This is a genomic window from Chitinophaga niabensis, from assembly GCF_039545795.1.
GTDB classification, from domain to species: domain Bacteria; phylum Bacteroidota; class Bacteroidia; order Chitinophagales; family Chitinophagaceae; genus Chitinophaga; species Chitinophaga niabensis_B.
This window is the reverse complement of record NZ_CP154260.1, coordinates 2,899,588-2,920,519: the sequence shown is the minus strand read 5'-3', so window position 1 is coordinate 2,920,519 and position 20,932 is coordinate 2,899,588. Positions and strand designations below refer to the sequence as shown.

Annotated in this window: 14 protein-coding genes; all 14 read left to right on the top strand. The window is 47.4% G+C overall.

Going from position 1 to position 20,932, the window contains the following annotated elements:
- Positions 1-31 precede the first annotated feature (31 nt).
- The 14 genes from AAHN97_RS11445 (at position 32) to AAHN97_RS11380 (ending at position 20,931) form a co-directional block, all read left to right on the top strand.
- Positions 32-601, top strand: coding sequence for a YeeE/YedE family protein (locus AAHN97_RS11445; protein ID WP_343307746.1), 570 nt, complete (start codon positions 32-34; stop codon positions 599-601).
- Positions 598-1,008 carry a DUF6691 family protein gene (locus AAHN97_RS11440; protein ID WP_343307745.1) on the top strand — a complete coding sequence of 137 codons (411 nt, stop codon included), beginning with the start codon at positions 598-600 and terminating at the stop codon, positions 1,006-1,008. Before AAHN97_RS11445 ends, AAHN97_RS11440 begins: the two co-directional genes overlap by 4 nt.
- A gap of 12 nt (positions 1,009-1,020) precedes the next feature.
- On the top strand, positions 1,021-1,446 hold the full coding sequence (locus tag AAHN97_RS11435; protein ID WP_343307743.1) for a hypothetical protein: 426 nt from the start codon (positions 1,021-1,023) through the stop codon (positions 1,444-1,446).
- A 165-nt stretch (positions 1,447-1,611) separates the two neighbouring features.
- Entirely contained in the window at positions 1,612-2,025 is a 414-nt protein-coding gene (locus tag AAHN97_RS11430) for a hypothetical protein (RefSeq protein WP_343307742.1), read from the top strand.
- 706 nt (positions 2,026-2,731) lie between these two features.
- Positions 2,732-5,716, top strand: coding sequence for a SusC/RagA family TonB-linked outer membrane protein (locus tag AAHN97_RS11425; protein ID WP_343307741.1), 2,985 nt, complete (start codon positions 2,732-2,734; stop codon positions 5,714-5,716).
- A gap of 14 nt (positions 5,717-5,730) precedes the next feature.
- Entirely contained in the window at positions 5,731-7,230 is a 1,500-nt protein-coding gene (locus tag AAHN97_RS11420) for a RagB/SusD family nutrient uptake outer membrane protein (protein ID WP_343307740.1), read from the top strand.
- A 9-nt stretch (positions 7,231-7,239) separates the two neighbouring features.
- Positions 7,240-8,865: a carbohydrate-binding protein gene (locus AAHN97_RS11415; RefSeq protein WP_343307739.1), complete on the top strand. Its 1,626-nt coding sequence runs from the start codon at positions 7,240-7,242 to the stop codon at positions 8,863-8,865.
- Between the two features lie 13 nt (positions 8,866-8,878).
- Positions 8,879-9,913, top strand: a complete 1,035-nt coding sequence (locus AAHN97_RS11410) for a DUF5007 domain-containing protein (RefSeq protein WP_343307738.1) — start codon at positions 8,879-8,881, stop codon at positions 9,911-9,913.
- A gap of 25 nt (positions 9,914-9,938) precedes the next feature.
- Positions 9,939-13,163, top strand: coding sequence for a SusC/RagA family TonB-linked outer membrane protein (locus AAHN97_RS11405; protein ID WP_343307736.1), 3,225 nt, complete (start codon positions 9,939-9,941; stop codon positions 13,161-13,163).
- Positions 13,164-13,183: 20 nt separating this feature from the next.
- Complete coding sequence (locus AAHN97_RS11400; protein ID WP_343307735.1) at positions 13,184-14,683, top strand: RagB/SusD family nutrient uptake outer membrane protein; 1,500 nt, start codon at positions 13,184-13,186, stop codon at positions 14,681-14,683.
- 16 nt (positions 14,684-14,699) lie between these two features.
- Positions 14,700-15,392 (top strand): fasciclin domain-containing protein, encoded by a 693-nt coding sequence (locus tag AAHN97_RS11395; RefSeq protein ID WP_343307734.1) that lies wholly within the window; start codon positions 14,700-14,702, stop codon positions 15,390-15,392.
- Between the two features lie 10 nt (positions 15,393-15,402).
- Complete coding sequence (locus tag AAHN97_RS11390) at positions 15,403-17,007, top strand: IPT/TIG domain-containing protein (protein ID WP_343307733.1); 1,605 nt, start codon at positions 15,403-15,405, stop codon at positions 17,005-17,007.
- 410 nt (positions 17,008-17,417) lie between these two features.
- The gene (locus AAHN97_RS11385; RefSeq protein WP_343307732.1) at positions 17,418-19,823 is read left to right on the top strand and encodes a hypothetical protein; all 2,406 of its coding nucleotides are present in this window, start codon (positions 17,418-17,420) and stop codon (positions 19,821-19,823) included.
- Position 19,824: 1 nt separating this feature from the next.
- Entirely contained in the window at positions 19,825-20,931 is a 1,107-nt protein-coding gene (locus tag AAHN97_RS11380; RefSeq protein WP_343307731.1) for a hypothetical protein, read from the top strand.
- Position 20,932 lies beyond the last annotated feature (1 nt).

The window sequence follows — 20,932 nt, the reverse complement described above, 5'->3', positions numbered from 1 at the left end:
AACCTTGATTATTTATTTCTATTTTTAATACATGAATCCTCTTCTCCAACCCTGGCCCTGGTATGTAGCAGGACCATTAATCGGGCTAACCGTACCCTTGTTACTGATCATAGGTAACAAAGCCCTGGGTGTTTCCTCTTCTTTACGGCATATCTGCGCCGCCTGTTTCCCCGGCAAAATTCCTTTTTTTAATTATGATTGGAAAAAAGAAAGCTGGAATTTATTTTTTGTAGGAGGAATAGCCCTGGGGGCTGTGTTTTGCCTCGCATTTATGCACAACGGGGAACCTGTACAGTTAAACCCGGCCACTATAGACGCTTTAAAGGCGCAGGGCGTGCAGGAATTTGATGAACTGATGCCCGGCGATATTTTCAACTGGGGCAATATTGCCAGTCCTGTTGGCTTATTGTTCTTTGTCATCGGCGGTTTTATGATAGGTTTTGGTACCCGGTATGCCAATGGCTGTACTTCCGGGCATTCCATTATGGGCCTTTCCACCCTGCAATGGCCTTCTTTGGTAGCAACGATCTGTTTTATGGCCGGTGGTTTTATAATGACCAACCTGGTATTACCTCACCTGATGAAATGGCTGCTTTTATGAAAAACCTGAAATACCTGCTCATTGGTATGCTGTTCGGCATCATACTGGTAAAATCCGAAGTTATCTCCTGGTTCCGTATCCAGGAAATGTTCCGCCTGGAATCTTTCCATATGTATGGTGTAATAGGCAGTGCAGTGATCACCGGCATGCTGGGTGTACTGCTGATCAGAAAGTTGGGTATCCGTACCATTTCCGGGGAAGCGATCGTTTTACCGAAGAAACCATTTACGAAAGGTAACATTTTTGGCGGACTCACCTTTGGATTGGGATGGGCCATTACAGGCGCATGCCCAGGGCCTTTATTTGCGCAGGTGGGAAGCGGCTTTACCGTGGTGATCGTTACTTTGCTGAGTGCAGTGGCAGGAACCTGGGTGTATGGGAGGTTTAAAGAAAAGTTGCCGCATTAAATCGCCAATACTATGATCACATATGACATTCAGCTGGCGGGATACGATTTCCTGCAAGTGGACGAAAAAGGCCCCATCGATTTTACAGGATTTATGCAGGTACTGCAACGCTTTCCATGGAAAGGGGAACTGGAAAAAGCCAACAGCGAACAGCGCGGGGTATCTCCTACACTTTCTGCTGTTAATAAAGCGGATGAAAAGATATTGTGGGTTTCTATCGAAGGAAATCCTGATAAGCCGGTATTCCTGCTGGGCCTGGTGTACATGCGGGAGAAAAAGGGATTCCTGGGTTTGGGTAGGAGTAAGATGGTGAAATGGGTAGATATTTATAAGGTGCATAACATGCCGGACCTGGAAGCGTACTTTGTTCTTTTCTTCCGTGGGGCATATCAGGAACTGAAGGACGCATTGATGGGGCTTAAATCGTATGGTCTATAAAGCCTTTAGAAAGAAATTATTGAAATGGTTAAATTTCGCTACTTTTATGACCTTAAGCAGAGATTGAGTCCTATATCAAAAAATTAGAATGTAATCGAGATTAAGTAAATCCATGCCTTAGCCCCAAATAGCAGCAGCAGCACCTAACTTAAGAAAAAACAAACAATGCTAAGCAGAGGATACTATAGATTGAAACCAGATACCCCTGGTCAATTGGGCAGTAAAACAGTATCGGGTACCCACGTTCAGTTCATTTTTGATGATTGGTTTGGAGATGACCTGATCGCCTGTTCTTCCTTTTTCCTGGTCACAGAGAAATTATTAAATAAGCTGGAAGGCACATCCCTGAAAGGATATAGTATCCGGAATGCCGAGATAGAGTTTTCTCCGCTTTTTTATGATCTTAACGGGAATAAGAATGTTCCCAAATTCAAATGGCTCTATATTAACGGATTGCCTGAGGATGACTTTTTTATAGATGAAGAAGGATGTTTGGTTGTATCATCTGCTGCCTATGAGCACATGAAATCGAAAGGCAATATTGATAACTGCGAAGTAGAGATTTTAGTTAATGCATAAGGCCTAAAGCCCGGGCCCTCCATAGAATTTTGGATTCTTACAAATATTCTTCTCCTTCTTAGTCTATATCAGGTACTAATGCCCCTCTTTATATTATTGAAGCGCTGATAACAATAACTTAATTGAGGAAGTACCTAACTTTAAATCCTTTTAAATAATTTTAAACCGTTAGGAAGACAATTTTAGTGTTTTATTAACGGAAGATTGTAATATTTTGGCTGATGGCTGTATAATTTATACACGATATACACCTGCATATTGACACAGAATAATAGGTTGTGTATCTTACAACATTGATACACCTCATTATCCAAGGTATTAGATCAACGCAAAATCGTTTTAGTAGTAGAGTAGAGCCTAACTAGAATCTTGTCACCACGTTAAACACTAAAAAAAATGCAGAGTTTCTTTACACACTAGTACCTCGCACAAGTACGCTGTTGGTACCCTCTAAAACCGAAATTTAACTTCAATGTGAGATCCCTTGTGCAGGTGAAAAGTTAATTTTTCCGTATACATATTTCCCCACGTCCGGTAACGCACACCATTGCTTGCTGTGGCGGTTTCGCGTGCCTCATAATTTGCGGTGCGGCCTTGTTATGCTTTCTGCATAACGGGGAAGGGTATTCTTTGTTTTCAATGTTCCGGCTATGCTTTGTCGCAGGAGCGGGATGAGGCTTTTTTGTTTGTAAAACAAATCTACACTATGATATATCTCTACCCAAATTCGGGGAAGCGCACCACCTTACTACTGGGGCTCTTCATGCTGGGAGCGGGCGCCATGGCGCAGCAAAAGCTGTATAAAAAAGTAGACTCTACCGGAACGGCGGGCAGCACAGAGGCTGTTGAGCGCCTGAAAAGAATGGCTTTGCAAGCCAGGGACACGATAGGGTACCTTCCTAACAGCGAACTTCTTTTACGTACAGGCGGCGCCGTTAGCAGGCTGCCGATGGACGAAGTGATGAAGCTCCCTTACACCAGTATAAACCAAATGTTGCTTGGAAGGGCCAATGGTGTGGATGTGCGCATTCCCACCGCAGAACCTGGCAAACGCAGCAGTGCCTTTGTACGTGGTGCTTCCGGCCTGCTGCTTAAAAACGGTGACCTGTTCGGTGCCCAGCCCGTGTATGTTGTAGATGGCATGCCGCTCATTACAGAGCATGCTTTTGCATTCGATGTACAAAGGTTTGATTTCAACCGCATGGGTACAGAAATTGACCCGCTTTCCTTCCTGAATGTGAACGACATTAAAAGCATTGAAGTGCTGAAAGATGCTGGCGCCACTGCCAGATTTGGACCCTTAGGCTCCAACGGCGTGATCAATATCACCACCTTTGGTCCCCGCAGCGGAGACCTGAAAGTGCAAGTGAACGGCTATGCAGGCATCTCCGTGAAACCTTCGGTAGATGTGATCAATGGCCGCTGGGAACGCGATTTCAGATTGCAGTTCTATGACCGCTATGCCAGTAAAGAACAGTTCAGAAGCTTTCCCGGTTATCTCGGAGACTCCACCAACTCTACTTATTACGGCAACGCTGACTGGGATGATGCCTACTACCGTAATGGCTGGTCCACCGGCCTCCAGGCGGCTGTAAGTGGTGGCAACAGGCTGGCGAGTTTCCGTTTCAGCGTAGGCCAGGCCTCTGAGCAGGGCGTAGCGGAAAAAACAGCGATGCGCCGTTACAATGTGAACTTCGGCATTAACGTGGTACCGGTGAAAAACCTCCAGTGGAGCACCTTTATCAGTGCCGCGGTAGTTAACCGCGACAGGCCGCAGTTGCTGCGGGACAGAATGGGGGACGAAGACTATATCCTCAGTCTTGATAAACCCCCATCCTCCAGTGCATCACAGGTAGATCAATATTTCAGCTACCTGGAAAAAGGTATTGACAAGAACAGGAATACAAATGTGCGGGTGTTGAACACACTGCAATATACATTTGGACGTTACGTGAAGCTGAACTCCCGTTTTGGTATTGACCACGGGCAAAACTACAGGGACCTGTTTGTTCCTTCTACTGTAAATGACGGAAACAACTTTGTGTCCAACTACGATGGGCTGCACCGCCGCCTGGTATTCGACAATTCACTGGAAATAACGCCGCTGCAAAAAAAGGATCAGCATCTTTCCATTACCCTGGGCCAATACAACCAGTGGGATATGTGGAAATACATGTATGGCCGCGCTTTTAAAGGGAAAAGCGATTACATACAGATCTATCAGCCCGGTAACAACGATAACAAACCCGGCGCTTCCCACAACCTGCGCCTTACTGCCAATTATAAGGACAGGGTGAAAACCAACCTTGCATCTTTTTATGCAGACATTGACTACAATCTGCAGGATAAATACTTCTTCGATCTCTACCTGCGGCAGGATGGCTCATCCAACGTGAGTGAGGATGAACGCTGGAAATTATTCCCCACGCTCTCCGCTGCCTGGAAAATATCCGGTGAGCAATTCATGCAGGGGAGCCGCCTGTTCAGCAACCTCCGCCTGAGAGCAAGTGCAGGCCGCGCAGGTAAAGTGTTCCATGATGATTATTACAAAGGCGGCCCTGTGTACAATGTGGAAGCAGGTTGGGAGGGAACTCCGAACATGGCTACTTACAATGGTTTCCCCGTGCTGAATGCAGCGTATGAGCTGGGGTATATTTCCTCCGGTATTGGCTGGGCATATACAGATCAGTTGAACGGCGGGCTGGATATAGGTGTGCTCAATAACCGGGTGAATATTTCTGTAGATGTATATAGCCGGCAGGATAAAAATATGCTCATCAAAGTACCGGCTATGACGGAAAGTGGTTATACCGGTGTATTGATGAATGGAATGGATATCGCCAACTATGGCGGCGAACTGGGCGTTGAAGCCACTGTTATAAATAATAAAAACTTTGGCTGGTCTACCGCGTTGAATGCTTCTGCTAACAAAACAAAACTGCTGAGGCTGCCAGGCGGCAGAACAGAAGTGCTGCTGGGCAACCGCCGCTTTTTAGTAGGCAAACCGGTAGACAAATACTGGCTGCTCATTAACGATGGTATCTATGAAACGGATGCTGATGTGCCCCCGGGCATGAGCTATCAGGGGCTGCCTATGAAAGGCGGCGATCCAAAATGGCGGGATGTGAATGGCGACAATAACATTGATGATGCAGACCGTGTGGTTACTGGCACCCACAACCCCGCAGTGCAGGGAGGTTGGGCCAATAACCTGCGCTACCGTCACTTTGAACTTAACATGCTCTTTAGTTACGCCTTTGGCAGAAAGCTGCTCAATAAAGCGCTGGCAGACCGTTTTGACTTTGTGAACCACGAAGGGGTGGATGATATTGATGGCGTAAAAGAATTTGCATACTGGACCAGACCTAAGGGAGATGTGGACGGCATGTACCGTTACAATCCATGGAGCCCGGTAAGGGCCTACCAGGCAGAGCAAACGCTGTTCCTCGAAAAGGCTTCTTACGTGAAACTACGTTCTCTCTCACTTACCTATAATTTTTCAGGCGCCTGGATGGAAAAGAAAGGTGTACAGCAATTGCGTGTATTCCTGACCGGTAATAACCTTTTCACTATCACTAACTACTCCGGTGGCGATCCCGAGGCCTTTGATTACTTCGGGTATGACCAGGGCGTGTACAATATGCCGGCGCCAAGGAGTTATACCCTGGGCTTCAACTTACAGTTCAAATAATTAAAACTGATCTTATGCGATATATATGGATAGGCAGCCTGATGTGCCTGCTGGCAACCGGATGGCTTTCCTGTAAAAAAATGCTGGACGTGGACGCTACCCGTGCTGTAACTGAAGAGAACATGTGGAAGACAAAGAACGATGCATGGGCTGGCAGCTTTGCTTGTTATAGTTTGTTACGTGCTGCGATGGCCAATGAGAATGCGTACTGGGCATATGGAGATATGCGTGGCGGAGATTTTACCGTTACCAAACGCGGGGACCTGCAAGCCCTGCGTTCAAGTAATCTTACCTCCAACTACCCGGCCATGGATGCCTGGAGAGATTGGCGCAGGTTCTACGCTGTTATTGCGCAATGCAACCTTGCCCTCAGCAAACTGCCGGGCATTACGGAACAGGATAACCGCTACCCCCGTTCAGAAATGAAGCTGGATATGGCGCAGGTACGTTTTATACGGGCTTTTACCTACTTCTACATTGTGCGTGTCTGGGGAGATGTGCCGTTTATAACAGCACCATTTGAAGGAGAGTTTACGGCCAGCACCCGGGAAGACTGGAACAAAGTGCTGGATTTTGCGATGGGGGAAGTGCTGGCTGCTGCTAAAGATCTGCCCTGGAAGTTTGATGGCACTAATCCGGAGCAACAGGGCACCTATCGTGGGCAGGGCGGATCTCACTGGCAAAGTATCCTTGCCACCCGTGGCGCCTGCTACGACCTGGCAGCACATATTGCCGCCTGGAAGAAAGATTATGTGAATGCGCTGAATTACATCAATATTATCCTGGATAACAAGGCGCGCAACTCTTACGAGTACGTGACGGACAACAACATGCTTGTTGCACCCAGTGGTACTTCCGGCTCAACTTTCCGCGGCCGCACCAACTGGAATATTTTCCAGCTGGACTTCAACATAGACCATGCGGAAATATCCACTACCGGCCAACTGGAATACTGGACCCTCCGTTCCCCTGATGTACCTAAAGCAGAAGCAGAGATCTATGTAACAAAAGACAGCATTCTCAACATTTATAGCAGCGCATCTGATGTACGCGCTTCTATCTTCTTTACGGACATGACGAGTGTGCAACCTATGTTCTACAAGCTGCGCATGTTGGCCAGTGAGGTGCGTAATCCTCCACTGCGGCTCTTCAACGCTGCCATTGTGATTTTCCGGTTTGAGGAATTATCGCTGCTGCGTGCGGAATGTTATGCACGTACTAAAAACCTGCCCGCCGCACGCACGGAGCTGAATACGCTGCGTGCAAGAAGGTATATTGAAGAAGTGCCGGCTACCGCAACGGAAGGGGAACTGCTTGATCTTATCCTGGCAGAACGCCGCCGTGAACTGATCGGGGAAGGATGGCGCTGGTTTGATCTGATAAGCTTTGGCAAAGTGCCGGCTTACAGCAAACTCTCAGCAGCAGATGTGCAGAACGGCGGGGCATACTGGCCCCTGGCTAAAAACACACTCGGCCTCAATCCTCAGCTTACGCAATATTCATACTGGAAATAATTATACACTATGAAAAGAATAATTTCCTCAACACATATACTCGCCGCTGCCGCCTTGCTGGTCATGGCTGCCGGCTGCCGGAAGAATAATGAATACCGCAATATGGAACCTGTGCGGGACGTGAAAATGAATAGTTATGATTTTATTAAACAGGCCAACCAAAGCGGCCTGTATGATACATTGCTTTATCTGCTTAATAAAACAGGTATCGCTGAAAAACTGAAAACCGGCAACAATACTTTTTTTGCGCCGCAGGATTTCAGCATCGCTTCAGCAATGGACAACCTCAATTTCATCCGAAAAAAACGTGGTGAAGCACCTAACTGGACGGTAGATAGTGTGAGCACCGGTGTTTGGGATACCCTGCTGAACCGCTACATGATATCGGGCATTTACAGCCTGGATTCCCTGCGTAGAGGAGATGGCGTGACCCTGGTGAACGCTTATGAATACGAAATGAGCGCCAAGGCTATCAGCACTACAGCTTCCGGTATCGATAACGGTGGTTCCATGGTGATCCAGTACAGCGATAAGAACAATTCCCGGCTCATCAAATTCTGGGTATCCGCTCTTACTGAATCTGCCAATATAAAAACAACGAACGGTATTGTGCACATGCTGGAGCCCAGGCACGTTTTCGGCTTTTCTTCTTTCCTGGGAATGGCTTATCCGGCACAGCGCTCTCCTTACTTTGGTATTCCCTTCCTTGTACCTGGTACCGGCAGCATAGATATTGCCTATTACGACCGCGGAGGCGAAGGAGTGGGGTATCACGATTTTGAACCTGCCAACAGGGGAAATGGAAAGTTCCGGTTTGAAGAAGGGGTGGATACGGACGTTAGCACAGAAGGCCCCTACAACATTGGCTTTACCTTTCCCGGTGAATGGCTGAAGTATTCCATAAAGGTAGAATATACGGGCCTCTACAGCTCCTATACCCGCGTGGCCACACCAAACTCCAACTGTATCCAGCATATAGAAATAGATGGCGTGGATGTAACGGGGCTGATGAACATTCCTAAAGGTACCAGTTATCAGAACTGGGTAACGGTGAAGGGAAAAGATGTTCAACTCACGGAAGGAGAGCACGTGGCAACTTATGTGGTAGATGCTGCGGGCCATAACATGTCGCGTATTGGTTTTGTACCCAAATTCCGCAAACCTTTCCACGGTACGCCTTTACAAATACCCGGCACTGTTCCTATTGCAGAGTTTGACTGGGGTGGTGAAGGTATTGGTTATAAAGATGTAGACGAGCAGAACAAAGGCAACGCCAAACATGTAATGCGCGCGTTTGAAGGCCCTGATACGGAGCTGAACCCGGGTGAGGGCGGATTTAACATTGGTAGCCTTGCAGTGGGGGAATGGACTTCCTACACGGTGAACATACAGAAAACGGGCAAGTACGATATCATATTCCGTATATCCTCTCCCAATACTACCGGTAAGGTGCATGCTGAAATAGATGGTACCAATGTGAGCACTGTGCTCACCGTGCCAAGGACCGGCAATTATGCCACCTATACAGACCTGATCAGAAGAGATGTAACGCTTACCGCAGGAGAACGTCAGCTGAAAGTAGTAACAGATGCCGTAGGCTTCAACATCTCCAAAGTGATCTTTGTTGCGAAATAATAAACTTATGAAAATGAACAGAATCAAAATATACTTTCTCGCCTGCTGCAGTATTGCTTTGCTGACAGGGTGTTATAAGGATACGCTGCCGGTGGTGAAAGACTACATGAGCAAGGATATGAACTTCAAGAAAGAAACGTTTGTAGCCAACCTCGGGCGTATGAACGTGTTCGTGGATATCTTCAATGCAGACTACTCTACGCAGCCGCTGCAGTTCACACTGCAATCTCCGCGGGCAGAGGGTAAACCGGCTCCCATATTGCTGGAAGAAGTAGATACCCGGCAGTGGAAACAGTATTACACCGGTGCCGAAACTTCTATTGCGGAAATTGAAGCTAAACGCATTACCGTACGCCGTCCTATCCTGGACCTGAACGGTCAGAACGGGCAACTGGTGGTATGGCCGGTAGACTCAACTAAAGTAAAGTATGGCAAATACTTTTTTGATGTAATGGTAAAGAATGGGGCAGGAGAGCGTTTATTCCCCGGCCTTATGTTAGACTTCCGCCGTCCAAAGCCCTACGAGCCCTATGAGTTTGATGATCTTACCGGTATCCGCAAAGCAGATAATGCCGGCGGTATTATCCGCCCTACCGTTATGTCAGGGCACCTGGATGTACAGGGCAGGGAGATCAAGGCGGAAAACGTACGGGTATACTTCGTTAAAACAGGTAGTGCTGCCAATAAGCTGACCTTCAAATTCGTGGATAAGGACAGCCTGCCCATTCCCATTTCCACCTTCAATATCCAGCGTTGGGACAGCCTTTATTACTTCAGCAAAATGACTGACCGGAGGATCAAATTCGGATTCAACAGGCAGATCCCGAAAGATAGCATGCAGGTTACCTACGACATTACCAATCCTTTCCCGGTACTGGCGGAATCATTTGCCGGAGATGAACTGGCGGAATATATTTTTTCCTTCAGCAGGGTTTCTTACGGCTACCGCAGATTCGGCAGTATAGGTATGAGGTTCAGCATTCATGAACCAGGTGAATGGACGGTAGTATTCCGTTACCTGATCAATCCAAAATTCAGTGATGATTAATGCGCAACTTTTAAATCAGCTAACTATGCATAAATTAATAAGGGCCTGTATAACGCTGATGCTTTTTGCCTGCAGCACGGCTTATGCCCAGCAAAAGATCACGGTAAAAGGGAGAGTAACAGATGCAACATCGCATACGGGCATACCTGGTGTGAGCATTGTGGATGTGACGGCAAAAAAAGCCATTGCGGTAACTAATGACGCAGGTTTTTACACGATTACTATTGAGGAAGGAAAAGTGCTGCTGTTCCGTTTTATAGGTTATGAAGACAAAACAGCAAAGGTCACTAAAGCGGAGATCAATATACAATTGGCGGTATCCGAAAAAGGATTGAAGGAAACAGTGATAGTAGGATACCAGGCGCGTACAAAAGAAACAATGACCGGAGCTTCCAGTCACATTAGCGGTAAGGAACTGCAGAACGTACCCGTATCTAACTTAGAGCAATTGCTGCAGGGTAAGGTAGCCGGTATGAACATCCAGAACATTACGGGTGCACCGGGTTTTGGTGGCACTATTGCCATCCGTGGTATTTCACAACTGAATATCTCCGGCAGTGGCGACCAGGCTTTCCTGGCCAGTTCCAATCCTTTGCTGGTGATAGATAATGTTCCGGTAGATTATGATGGAGGTATCGATCAGTCCATGTTGCAGCCCGGCGCAGCCACCGGCCCGCTGGCATTATTGCCACCTGAAGATATTGAGTCCATAGAGATCTTTAAAGATGCGCAGGCTGCTTCCCTGTACGGGTCCCGCGGCGCCAATGGTGTAATTGTGATCACCACCAAGCGTGGTAACTCTCCTGTACCTATCATCAGTACCAACAATAGTGTGTTCATCAACACGCCGCCGCAGTTGCGTTCTGTTTGGGGTGGTCAGAAGGAAAGGGAGTACCGTATTGCAGCTATTCTCGGTTACAGCGAAAGTGAACGTGAAGCGCGCAGGCAACTGGATGAGGCGCAGTTTATTTCAGATAGTCTTAACGGTTTTTACAATAACAGCACAGACTGGCAGGGGCTTTTTTATCAAACCACTGTTAATACCAACAATAACCTGCAGATCAGTGGAGGTAACGCCAAGATGAACTATAAGGCTAACCTGGCTTACCAGATGAACCAGGGTGTTATCAAAAACACCGGCTTCAACAAATACAGCCTCAACATGCAGTTGAATATGCAGCCCAATACAAGGCTGCGCGTAAGCGGCCAGCTGTTTGCCGCCTATGGGCAAAAGCAGCGTGGTAACGGGGGCGGCCTCACCGGCAATGGCGCCGGCAATGCCTTCTCCTCATCGCTTTTACCCGGCCCTTCACACTTCCTCGAATTCCCGGAATTAAGGGCTTACCTGGAAAATGTGGATGATAACAATACGTTGAATATCCGTAGTTATCTGAACGTGGATTATGAACTGTTCCCGGGACTACGCCTCACCACTACCACTTCTTATGATTATTATACGGATACAAGGGACCGTTTCAACATGGGCTTCTCAAACAACAATCAAACACTGTTGTATGGTTTTGTCGGGCGCAGGGGAGAACTGAACACCCGCAATGGCCTTGCTTATAATTTCAATAGTAATAAAGAGAATACAGAGCGGGGGCATAACATCCTGGTGAGCTTCTTCACAGAGGCCAATATTATGGAGAACGAGCAGCACGTGCGTGAAATGCGCAACGGGCCCAGTGATTTCTACTGGGGCCCCCGTGGTTATTCACCACGTTTTTACCCGGGCAACCCCTGGAACGATGCGGGTAATATCAACACCAATGGTACGCCCGTAAGCCGTCTTTATCATGCGTTATCGTATGCCGGTTTCATTTCGTACAACTATAAAACAAAGTATGTGCTGGATCTTTCTTACCGCTCAGACGGTAATTCCAGTTCAGGTCTTTCCAGCCGCTATTCTGTGAACCCTGCTATGGGTGTGCGCTGGAACTTTGGCAAGGAAGCCTTTTTTGAAAACCTGCATTTCATCGATTACGGATCATTGCGCGGTAGCTACGGCATCAACAGCCGGCCTATTGCCAACCAGGTGAACTCCCTGGGTATTTACCAGGTGCATGCAGATTACAATAATCAAACAGCTATCGGACCTGAGTTCAGGCTTATGCCCAATCCATACCTTCAGCCTGAGAAATCCCGCCAGTACGATGTGGGGCTGGATATGAGCTTCCTCAAAGGCCGGATCACATTTACGTACGATACTTACTACAAACGTACGTACAACATGGTGCTGGAACTTCCCCTTACGGACGTGACCGGTTACAGCAAAATAGAGAAGAATGGTGCTGCGATAGTGAATTACGGGCATGAACTGGCTATTACCCTGCGTCCTATTGCTTCCAAAAAGCCGGATGGCTTACAGTGGACCGTGACGGCCAACGGCGCCATTTCGCGGAGTACGCTGGTGGCACTGCCTGAAGGTTTGGAGTCTTTCCGTTTCAACGATGGTGCGCCGTACTACCAGGACCTTGCACGCAAAATAGGTCATAACCCCATTTCCAACTTCCTTTTCAGAACTACAGGTATTTACCAGTCTGATGACCAGGTGCCCGTAGATCCTGTACGTGGTGTACGTTACAGGAATGGCAAAGGAAATACACCTTATTATTTTGCGGCAGGAGATCCTATGTGGGTAGACGTGAACGGGGATTATATGCTGGATGATGCAGAGGATAATATGATCGTTGGTAATCCTGAGCCCCGCGCCGTAGGCGGTCTTTCCAATACTTTCAGTTATAAGAATTTTTCCCTGAACGTTTTCTGCTCATTCACCATCAAACGTGATATACTGAACAATGCCATGGCAGGCCGTTTGCTCCGCCTCACGCAGCCCAACAATACCACCTACAGCGGCGGCATTGGCGGCCCGGTGAATATTTACGACCTGGACCAGGTGAATTACTGGAATGGAGAGGGAGACCTGGGTGCGCAATATCCTAACGTATACTACACTTACCGTAACAGGCAGATCCAGCCTTTCAGGATGGACCAGACCATGTTTATGGAAGATGGTACTTACTTCAAGATCAACCAGATCACGCTCAACTACAACTTCCGCAACTTCGGATTCATGAAAAGGGCCGGGTTGCGTACGTTGCGCACATACAGCACCTTGTACAACGTAGCCGTATTGTCTAAATACTCAGGTCCCAACCCTGAGACGGTGAGCCAGCTGGGAAGGGATGACATTAACGGGTATCCTGCGGGAAGAAGCTTTACAATAGGGCTTTCTGCAGAATTTTAAACCAAAAGACAAACAGAAAAATGAAACAGTGGTTTAACATAATACTGGCATGTATTGTACTGGCGGGCACAGGCTTGTCCGGCTGCAAAAAATTCCTGGAAGTAGAACCCAGCGACAGGTTTACCGGCGCTGATTTCTGGAAAGATGAAAAAGATGCGGAAATGGGCGTAAATGCTGCCTACAGCCTGCTGCGCACGCGCATGGGCAACGCCGCTATTTACGTGAGTGGCGATTTCAGGCCCGGTAACTGGAACTTCTGGGCTAAGAGGAATTTCATCATGCTTTCTACCAATCAAATGCAAAGCGCTGACCTGAACGCGCAGGACGGGTTAGGAGCACTGCGGAGTAGCTGGGCCGATTTCTATAAGTCCATTGCCATGGCCAACCTTTGCGTGGCAAAAATACCGGAGATCAATAATCAGAACGTGAGTTCGGAGCAGAAAGCGAGGTTTATAGGAGAGGCACGTTTCATCCGCAGTTTCAACTATTACCTGCTGGTAACTTATTATGGAGATGTGCCTTTGCAATTCGACCCATATGATACCCGGCTGAAGGCACGCAGCAATATGCTGAATGTGCTGGATACCTGCATTCTTGATCTGCAACTGGCGGTGAAAGACCTGCCGGAAGCTTATGGAGACCCCACCTTCCGCGCAGTGCGTGCCACTAAAGGGGCTGCGCATGCATTGATGGCACATATGTATGCCTGGAAAGCCGGTTTCGACAAAGCCCGTGCAAACGAGTGGTGGAAAAAATGCGCAGAAGAATGCCAGGCTGTAACAGACCTGCGTCAATACAGACTGATGCCCTACGTGCCTGAAGTATTCAAGGAAATGTTCAAAGGCCGTTCTGAAGAAGGGATCTGGGAACTCAGTATGGACGCTAATTACGGTAACTCTTACGGTGGCTATATGGCCCAGTGGGTGCTGCACCAGCCCATTCTGGCAACCAGCACCACGTTGTATGGTGGCCTGGGAAGTGAGATCACTATCAAGAAGGAATTTATTGATAAACTGTACCCGCCGGGTAAGTCAGATGCGCGCTTCTCGTTATGGTTCGATGATCCGTATTCCCTGCTCAATCCCCAATCTTCCATGTTCCTGAAGTACTCCGCTATTGCGGACCCTGCTACCCGCAGCTTCGACTTCAACATCCTCTATTTCCGCTATGCCGGTGTACTGCTGCTGCAGGCCGAAGCATTGGCAGAACTAGGTGGGAGAGATGCGGAAGCTATTAGCCTCCTCAACGAGATCAGGCACCGCGCTGAGGCAGAAGAATATACCGGTGGTGGTGGAAAAGATCTGAAAGACGCCATTTTCCTGGAAAGGACCCGGGAATTGATGGGAGAAGGACAACGTTGGACAGACCTGGTGAGAACAGGCCGGGTAATGGACATCAACGAATGCGAGAACTATCTCACGCAGGACCAGTTTGACCGCCGCGCATGGACATGGCCCATTCCTGTAGAGTCCATCCGTACGAATCCTCTTCTTGTTCAAACTGCTTATTGGGTACAGTAAAATTAAAATGCATTGTATGAAAAAGATATTTCAATGGCCGCTTGTGTTCCTCTGTTTTGTAATGCTTACGCAGTCCTGCAAAAAGGATTACTATGTAGATGGTGGTAAGGCCAATCCATACTATAACGGCACTATATACGATTACCTCTCTGAGAAAAAACTGTATTTCGATACCATCAAACAGATCGTGGATCTGGCTGGTTTGAAAGACATGATGACATCAGACACCATTACTTTTTTTGCACCCACGGACGAGGTGATACGTGTAGCAATGAATAGCCTCAATGCAAGTCGCTATGCTAACATGAAAGATTCCGTAAAGATGTCAGACCTCGGGCCGGAAGTATGGCGCAAATTCCTGAGCATGTATATCATGAAAGGCAAACGCGTGGCAGGTACTTTCCCGCGTGTGAACCCGGAGAACATCAGTGCTTTTCCAGGGATCAATTATATTATGCTGGACGGTTACATCCTCAATATCGGGCTGGACTATACGAGTTACAACGGTGTAGAGGCAGTAGGGCCACGGATCTTAACGGTAACGGATATCACATTTGATCCCACCAATTTCAGGAACAATCCCAGGGTAAGGGTAGTGTCTTCAGACATACAGCCGAAGAACGGTGTGATACATGCGCTGAGCATATCTCACGCTTTCGGTTTCCGCGGTGGTGAATTTACCCGTATCGCAATGGATTACTTAAAGTAAAATGTACATGATGAAAAGAATAACATATGCATGCCTGCTACTGGGTGCCGCACTGGTGGCTTGCACCAAGGAATCGGTGAACAGCAACGAAAAAGGCCCGTATGGCGATCCCGTGCTGCCTGCCATCAATTTTGCGGAAGAACAGGCTATTTCACCTGCGAAGGGGAAAGTAGGGGATGAGGTGATCCTGAAGGGGAGAGGCTTCCTGGCAGTGAAAGATAACCTTAAAGTATTGTTCAATGGCACAGCAGCACCCATTATAAAAGTAACAGACACTACCATTACGGTAACTGTGCCGGAGCTGGGCAGCAGTGGCGCCGTGTCCGCACAGATAGGGCAGGAGTTCTATTTCGGGCCGTATTTCCCCGTATTCGGTCCTTTCCAGATGGATACCATTTTTCCCAGTGTAAGAGGTGGTAACGCCAATATTTTCAATGTTATTCCCGTACCGGGTAATAAGTACATGATAGGTGGCGACTTCTGGGAATATGACAACTCTGCGATTGCAGGAGGTGTGAACCGGCTGGCGCGCATTAATGCAGATGGTACGCTGGACCGTACTTTTGCTTACGGTAACTTCACGGGTCCTTCAGGTTATATAAATCCCATGGTATACATGCCCGATGAGCAGCAATACCTGGTAGGCGGGTACTTTACCGGCTATGACCAGGTAAGCCAGGTATTCAGTATTGCAAAAGTGAATACAAACGGAGGCGTTGCACAACGTTCTGTTATTCGCCCATCCGGTGCTGCCACTCCGGCTTCTGAGCTGGAAGGCGGTTTCCGTGGTACGGTGAGCGGATTGTTGATACAGAGTGATAAAAAGATCATTGCTATCGGTAACTACCGCTATTATGTACGGCCTAATTATAATCTTACCACTATGGAGCTGGGGATAGACTCACTTCACCTGGATTCTACCATGGTATTTAACATCGCACGCCTGCATCCTGACGGTACGCTGGATTCTTCTTATCACTACGACCTGGTGAACCATCAGGGTAAATTAACGGTGAATGGAAGTATCACCAGTTCTCATTTGCTGGCGGATGATAAGCTGCTGATAGCTGGTAACTTCACCACCTACGCCGGTCAAAACGCAGGCCGCATTGCCCGCCTGAATACAGATGGTTCTTTAGATGCTGGCTTTAATGTTGGTACAGGGCCGGATCAGGCTATTTCCACTATTCTTGTGCAGCCGGATGGTAAGATCATCTGCGCAGGCAACTTTAAAAAGTTTAATGGTGTGAATACAGGAGGTATAGTGCGGCTTAATGCAGATGGTTCTCCTGATCCCACCTTTAACGTGGGAGAAGGTGCTGACGGGTATGTAAATACCCTGGGACTGATACCCGGCGGCAATATTATTGCGGCTGGAACTTTCCGCAAGTTTGCAGGTGTAACCCGCAGCAATTTTGTGGTGCTTACACCAAATGGTGCTGTGCATAAAACTTATAACACTAACGGAGGGATTACGTTTAGCGGTAGCGGAGGTTTAGGGCAGATAACGAAGATCTTGCCTATGACAGGGCAGAATGCTTTGCTGATGGTGGGCACATTTACGCAGTTTGATTACAGGCAGGCAAACAGGATTGTGCGGGTGGCTTATCAGTAATTAATTTCTTTCTTTTGAAGAGGGTGGAAGGGTTTTGCCTTTTCACCCTCTTTTTTTGTTAGAACTCCAAACGTTATCTGATAAATACCCCAAAGATGTTATGCCTTTTATTTTCTTATAAGTTACTTTTGCGGCATTCGTAGAAATGGTAAGCAATGCCCAGAGAAACATTTCTTTAAGATTTTAACCCAATTGCAAAAAGAGAAACCAATAGAATTAATTTTGTTAACTGGAATTTGTTTATACTTTTGGAGAGTAATGTAGAGGAAAATGCCAGGTCAGCATATGTGAATGTCCCAATACCGTAACCTATAATTAATTAATACAATTCCCATGCTTATTATATGAATATTCGCCCGTACCTGATCACCCATAAGTGATTTATGCTTCTATTTTTTTAAACGCGAACTATGACCTTCTTCCGTTATGCCGGCATTATTGTATGCCTTGCATTTACTATACCTGTGCATGCGCAAAGAACCGTTTCCCCGCTGGATACGGGAAAGGCGATGTTAAGCAATGTCTCATTTGCAGGGAATGCCGTCATGAGAAAAGTACTGGTTGACTCTCTCAATAAGCAATTTTCCCGTTTCCCCAAACCGGGCTTACCGGGAAATCTCTTAACAGGACCTCTTCCGCTGCATAATTTAAAGGGACTTAATGATACCTTAAAGCAACAATTCTTTGCTTATGTGCAAAGCATTTCCGGCTCCCTCAAAACCCGCCAGCTGGAGGAAGGGTATAAACTGCTGAAGGATACTTCCCGGATGAATAAATTCATTGATGATAAACTCAGGGGATTTTATGCATTGATGAAAGATGAGCCGGCACTGAATTCCTTAAAGTTACCAGGTAAACCTGCCAATAAACTGTCCCAGGCTGGGGCAGAAGCCAGCTATGGAGATACTACCGGCAATTCCTCCGGATGGTGGAACAATATACAGTTGCAGGACCAGGTAACGGTTGGCAGTATCCCTATCAACCTTCAATATGCCAACGTTTCCGGATATAGCCGGTTTGATTCTAAACTGGAAAACGAGAACCTGGTAAAATTCAATTTTGATAAAGAGGCTTATGTAAAAAAGATAAATGCGCATCTTCAGAAAAACTATGATCTCAAAAAATACTTCCTGGACGATATCGATTTTAAATCCCACCTACGGACGTTTGTAGACGCGAGGATGAAATCATTACAGGCGGGGAAAGATAGCCTGTTCCACCATATTAGTGCAGATCAGCTGATGCATATGGACAGTGTGCAGCTGCGCAATCTCGTATTCGACAGCCGCCTGCTGCCAGACAGTATCCTGGAAAATTATTACGGCAAGGTGATGCAGCTAAAGCAGGAACTGGGCGGAGGGGCGCAACTCTTAAACAGCCAGCACCTCGTTAAAGGTAATCTGAACAAATGGATAGAAGATCCTGCATCTACAGCCAGGCTGGCAAAAGACCTCATTCCCATGAGCGGGCTGCAGCGGTTATTAATGAAAGTAAAAGAACTGAATGTTGGTAATATAGCGGCTAACGCCAGCAAGGGCACTGTATCCGATCTGTTTATGACAGGCGCTGCAGGTTCTTTGCTGAACGACAAGAACAAATACCTGATGCTTGCCCTGGGTAAAACCCGGGAAATGACGCCACGTGATATAGGCCTTAACGCTACGATGGACGCACCTGCCAAAAGCCTGCAGTTCTTACGGCTTGGCTCCGGAGATATCGGCAAAGGACATACGCATATTTCCGCATTGAACGCTAATGCCCGTAATTCCCCCGGCCGTGCCCCTGACGTGATGGCACTGGCGCAGAATACTTTTGTTGGTTCCTTCTCCAAACAATTAAGCCTGGGTGAATATGGTTCCATAGAAGCGGAGTTCTCCAAATCGGCTAACCGTACAGGTGGTTCAGGGCCCGGGTTGGAGCATGCGGCCGTTTCCAAAGCTGCCATAGCTGGTTTCTTTGACGACTTCCTGGTAACTGCTTCCGCAGGATTGAGCTATAGTGGCGAGATCGCTAAATGGAGAACGGCACATACTGTTTACCTGAACTATTCAGGGTTAGGTTATAACAACCCCGGTAATCCTTATTCCCGCCGTGGTATGTTCCAATACGGCCTCAACCTGAAACGCACCTGGCTGAAAAACAAAGCCAGCGTACAATTTCGCTCTGATGTAAAGAACATGGCCCGCTCTGCAGCAACTGGCAGCCAATGGAAGAACTATACTTTTTCGCTGGACGGACGTTACCGTGTGTCCCGGAAACTTACACTCAGCAGCAGACTCCACCAAAGCCAGATGAATACTGTCAGCGATAAGAACAGTGATGCTGTATTCCTGAACAGGAAGGTCTCTTTCTCTTCCCAGATGAATGGAAAGATGTGGAAACGCCCATACACGAGTTTTGCCATGCTGGGTTTGCAGCAGCTGAACTATGAGAACGCTGTGCAACCAGTACGCAGCATGTTCATTAATACCCATCTCAGTCATAATGTAATGATCGGCAGCCGCATGATTGCCGGTAACCTTTTTTACAACCGGGATATGAAGAATGCTGCTATTTACAGCAACCTGCTGAATGTGGATGCTGGATATCACTATGCATTGCTGAAACACATCCAGTGCGGCAGCAGCCTCACCTTCCTGGATAATAAAGATGTGGTCAGGCAGGTGGGTTTCCGCCAGCAGGCGGCCACGCAGCTGATGAAGCGCTTTAGCGTGAATGTGAGTGTAGACCTGCGTAAAGATCTTATCAATACGCCACAGAATTACCTGTATGGAAACTTCCGTACAGAAATGTCATTGCATTACCAGTTGAATTAGTATGAAGATGAATATACGTTGTATTACCATCCTGACGATGTTGTTGCTGCCACTGTTAAGCAGGGCGCAGATGACCATTTCTTTCCTTCCTGAAACGCAGGGCCGTACACTCGAAGGGGTGATGATGGCGCGGATTATGAACCCTGGTGCACAACCGGTTTCCTGCTTCCTGGTTGTTAAGATAACAGAGGGCAGATCAGGTAAAGTAGCAGAAACCCGTACCGCTGCTTTTGCTGTGAATCCCGGGTTGAGCAGTATACCGCCTGCTGTTGCCTACAATGCTTCCTGGCAGTTTGGAAGTAATCCCACTGCCACGGTGATCAGGCAAAGTCATCATTTTCCGGAAGGAGAATACGAATACTGTTATGAGTTATATGCCAACGATAAAGATAAACCGGGAGAATTACTGGCGGAACAATGTTTCGACTATTTCCTGGAGCCTTTCAGTCCTTTGATGCTCACAGAACCTTATGACGGCGATCAGATCTGCGACAAACGGCCCACACTTTTCTGGCAACCTATATTACCTGCCATCCCTGGTATGCAGTACCGTTTGGTACTGGTAGAAGTTAAACCAGGGCAGGCAAAGGCAGAGGCCTTGCATTACAATATGCCAGTTATCCAGCAGATCAATATTCAAACGCCGATGTTGTTCTATCCGCCCCTTAGCCGGGAATTGCAGGAAGGAAAACGTTATGCATGGCAGGTATTGGCGAACAGGGGAGAGATGGTGCTGGGGAGGTCTGAGATCTGGGACTTTACGGTGAAATGTTTGGATAGTGTGAAGGCGCTGCCGGTGGAGAGTTTCAGGAATATTGAAGATCTGTCGAAGTCCAATTTTTACATCGCAAAGGAACGGATCTATTTCGCTGTGCAAAATATCTATAATACGGCGGTACTGAAGTATGATATACAATGCATCAGCAAACCTGAGATAAAGATTAAGAAATTACCGGAGATCACTTTAAAACATGGCCGCAATGAGGTGATCATTGATCTGGAAGATGCAGAGGGCTTTGTAGATGGCGACTTCTATATCCTGAATATGCGTTTGCCTAACGGAGAAACACGGCAGTTAAGATTTGTTTATAAAGTAGAAACAGAGTAGC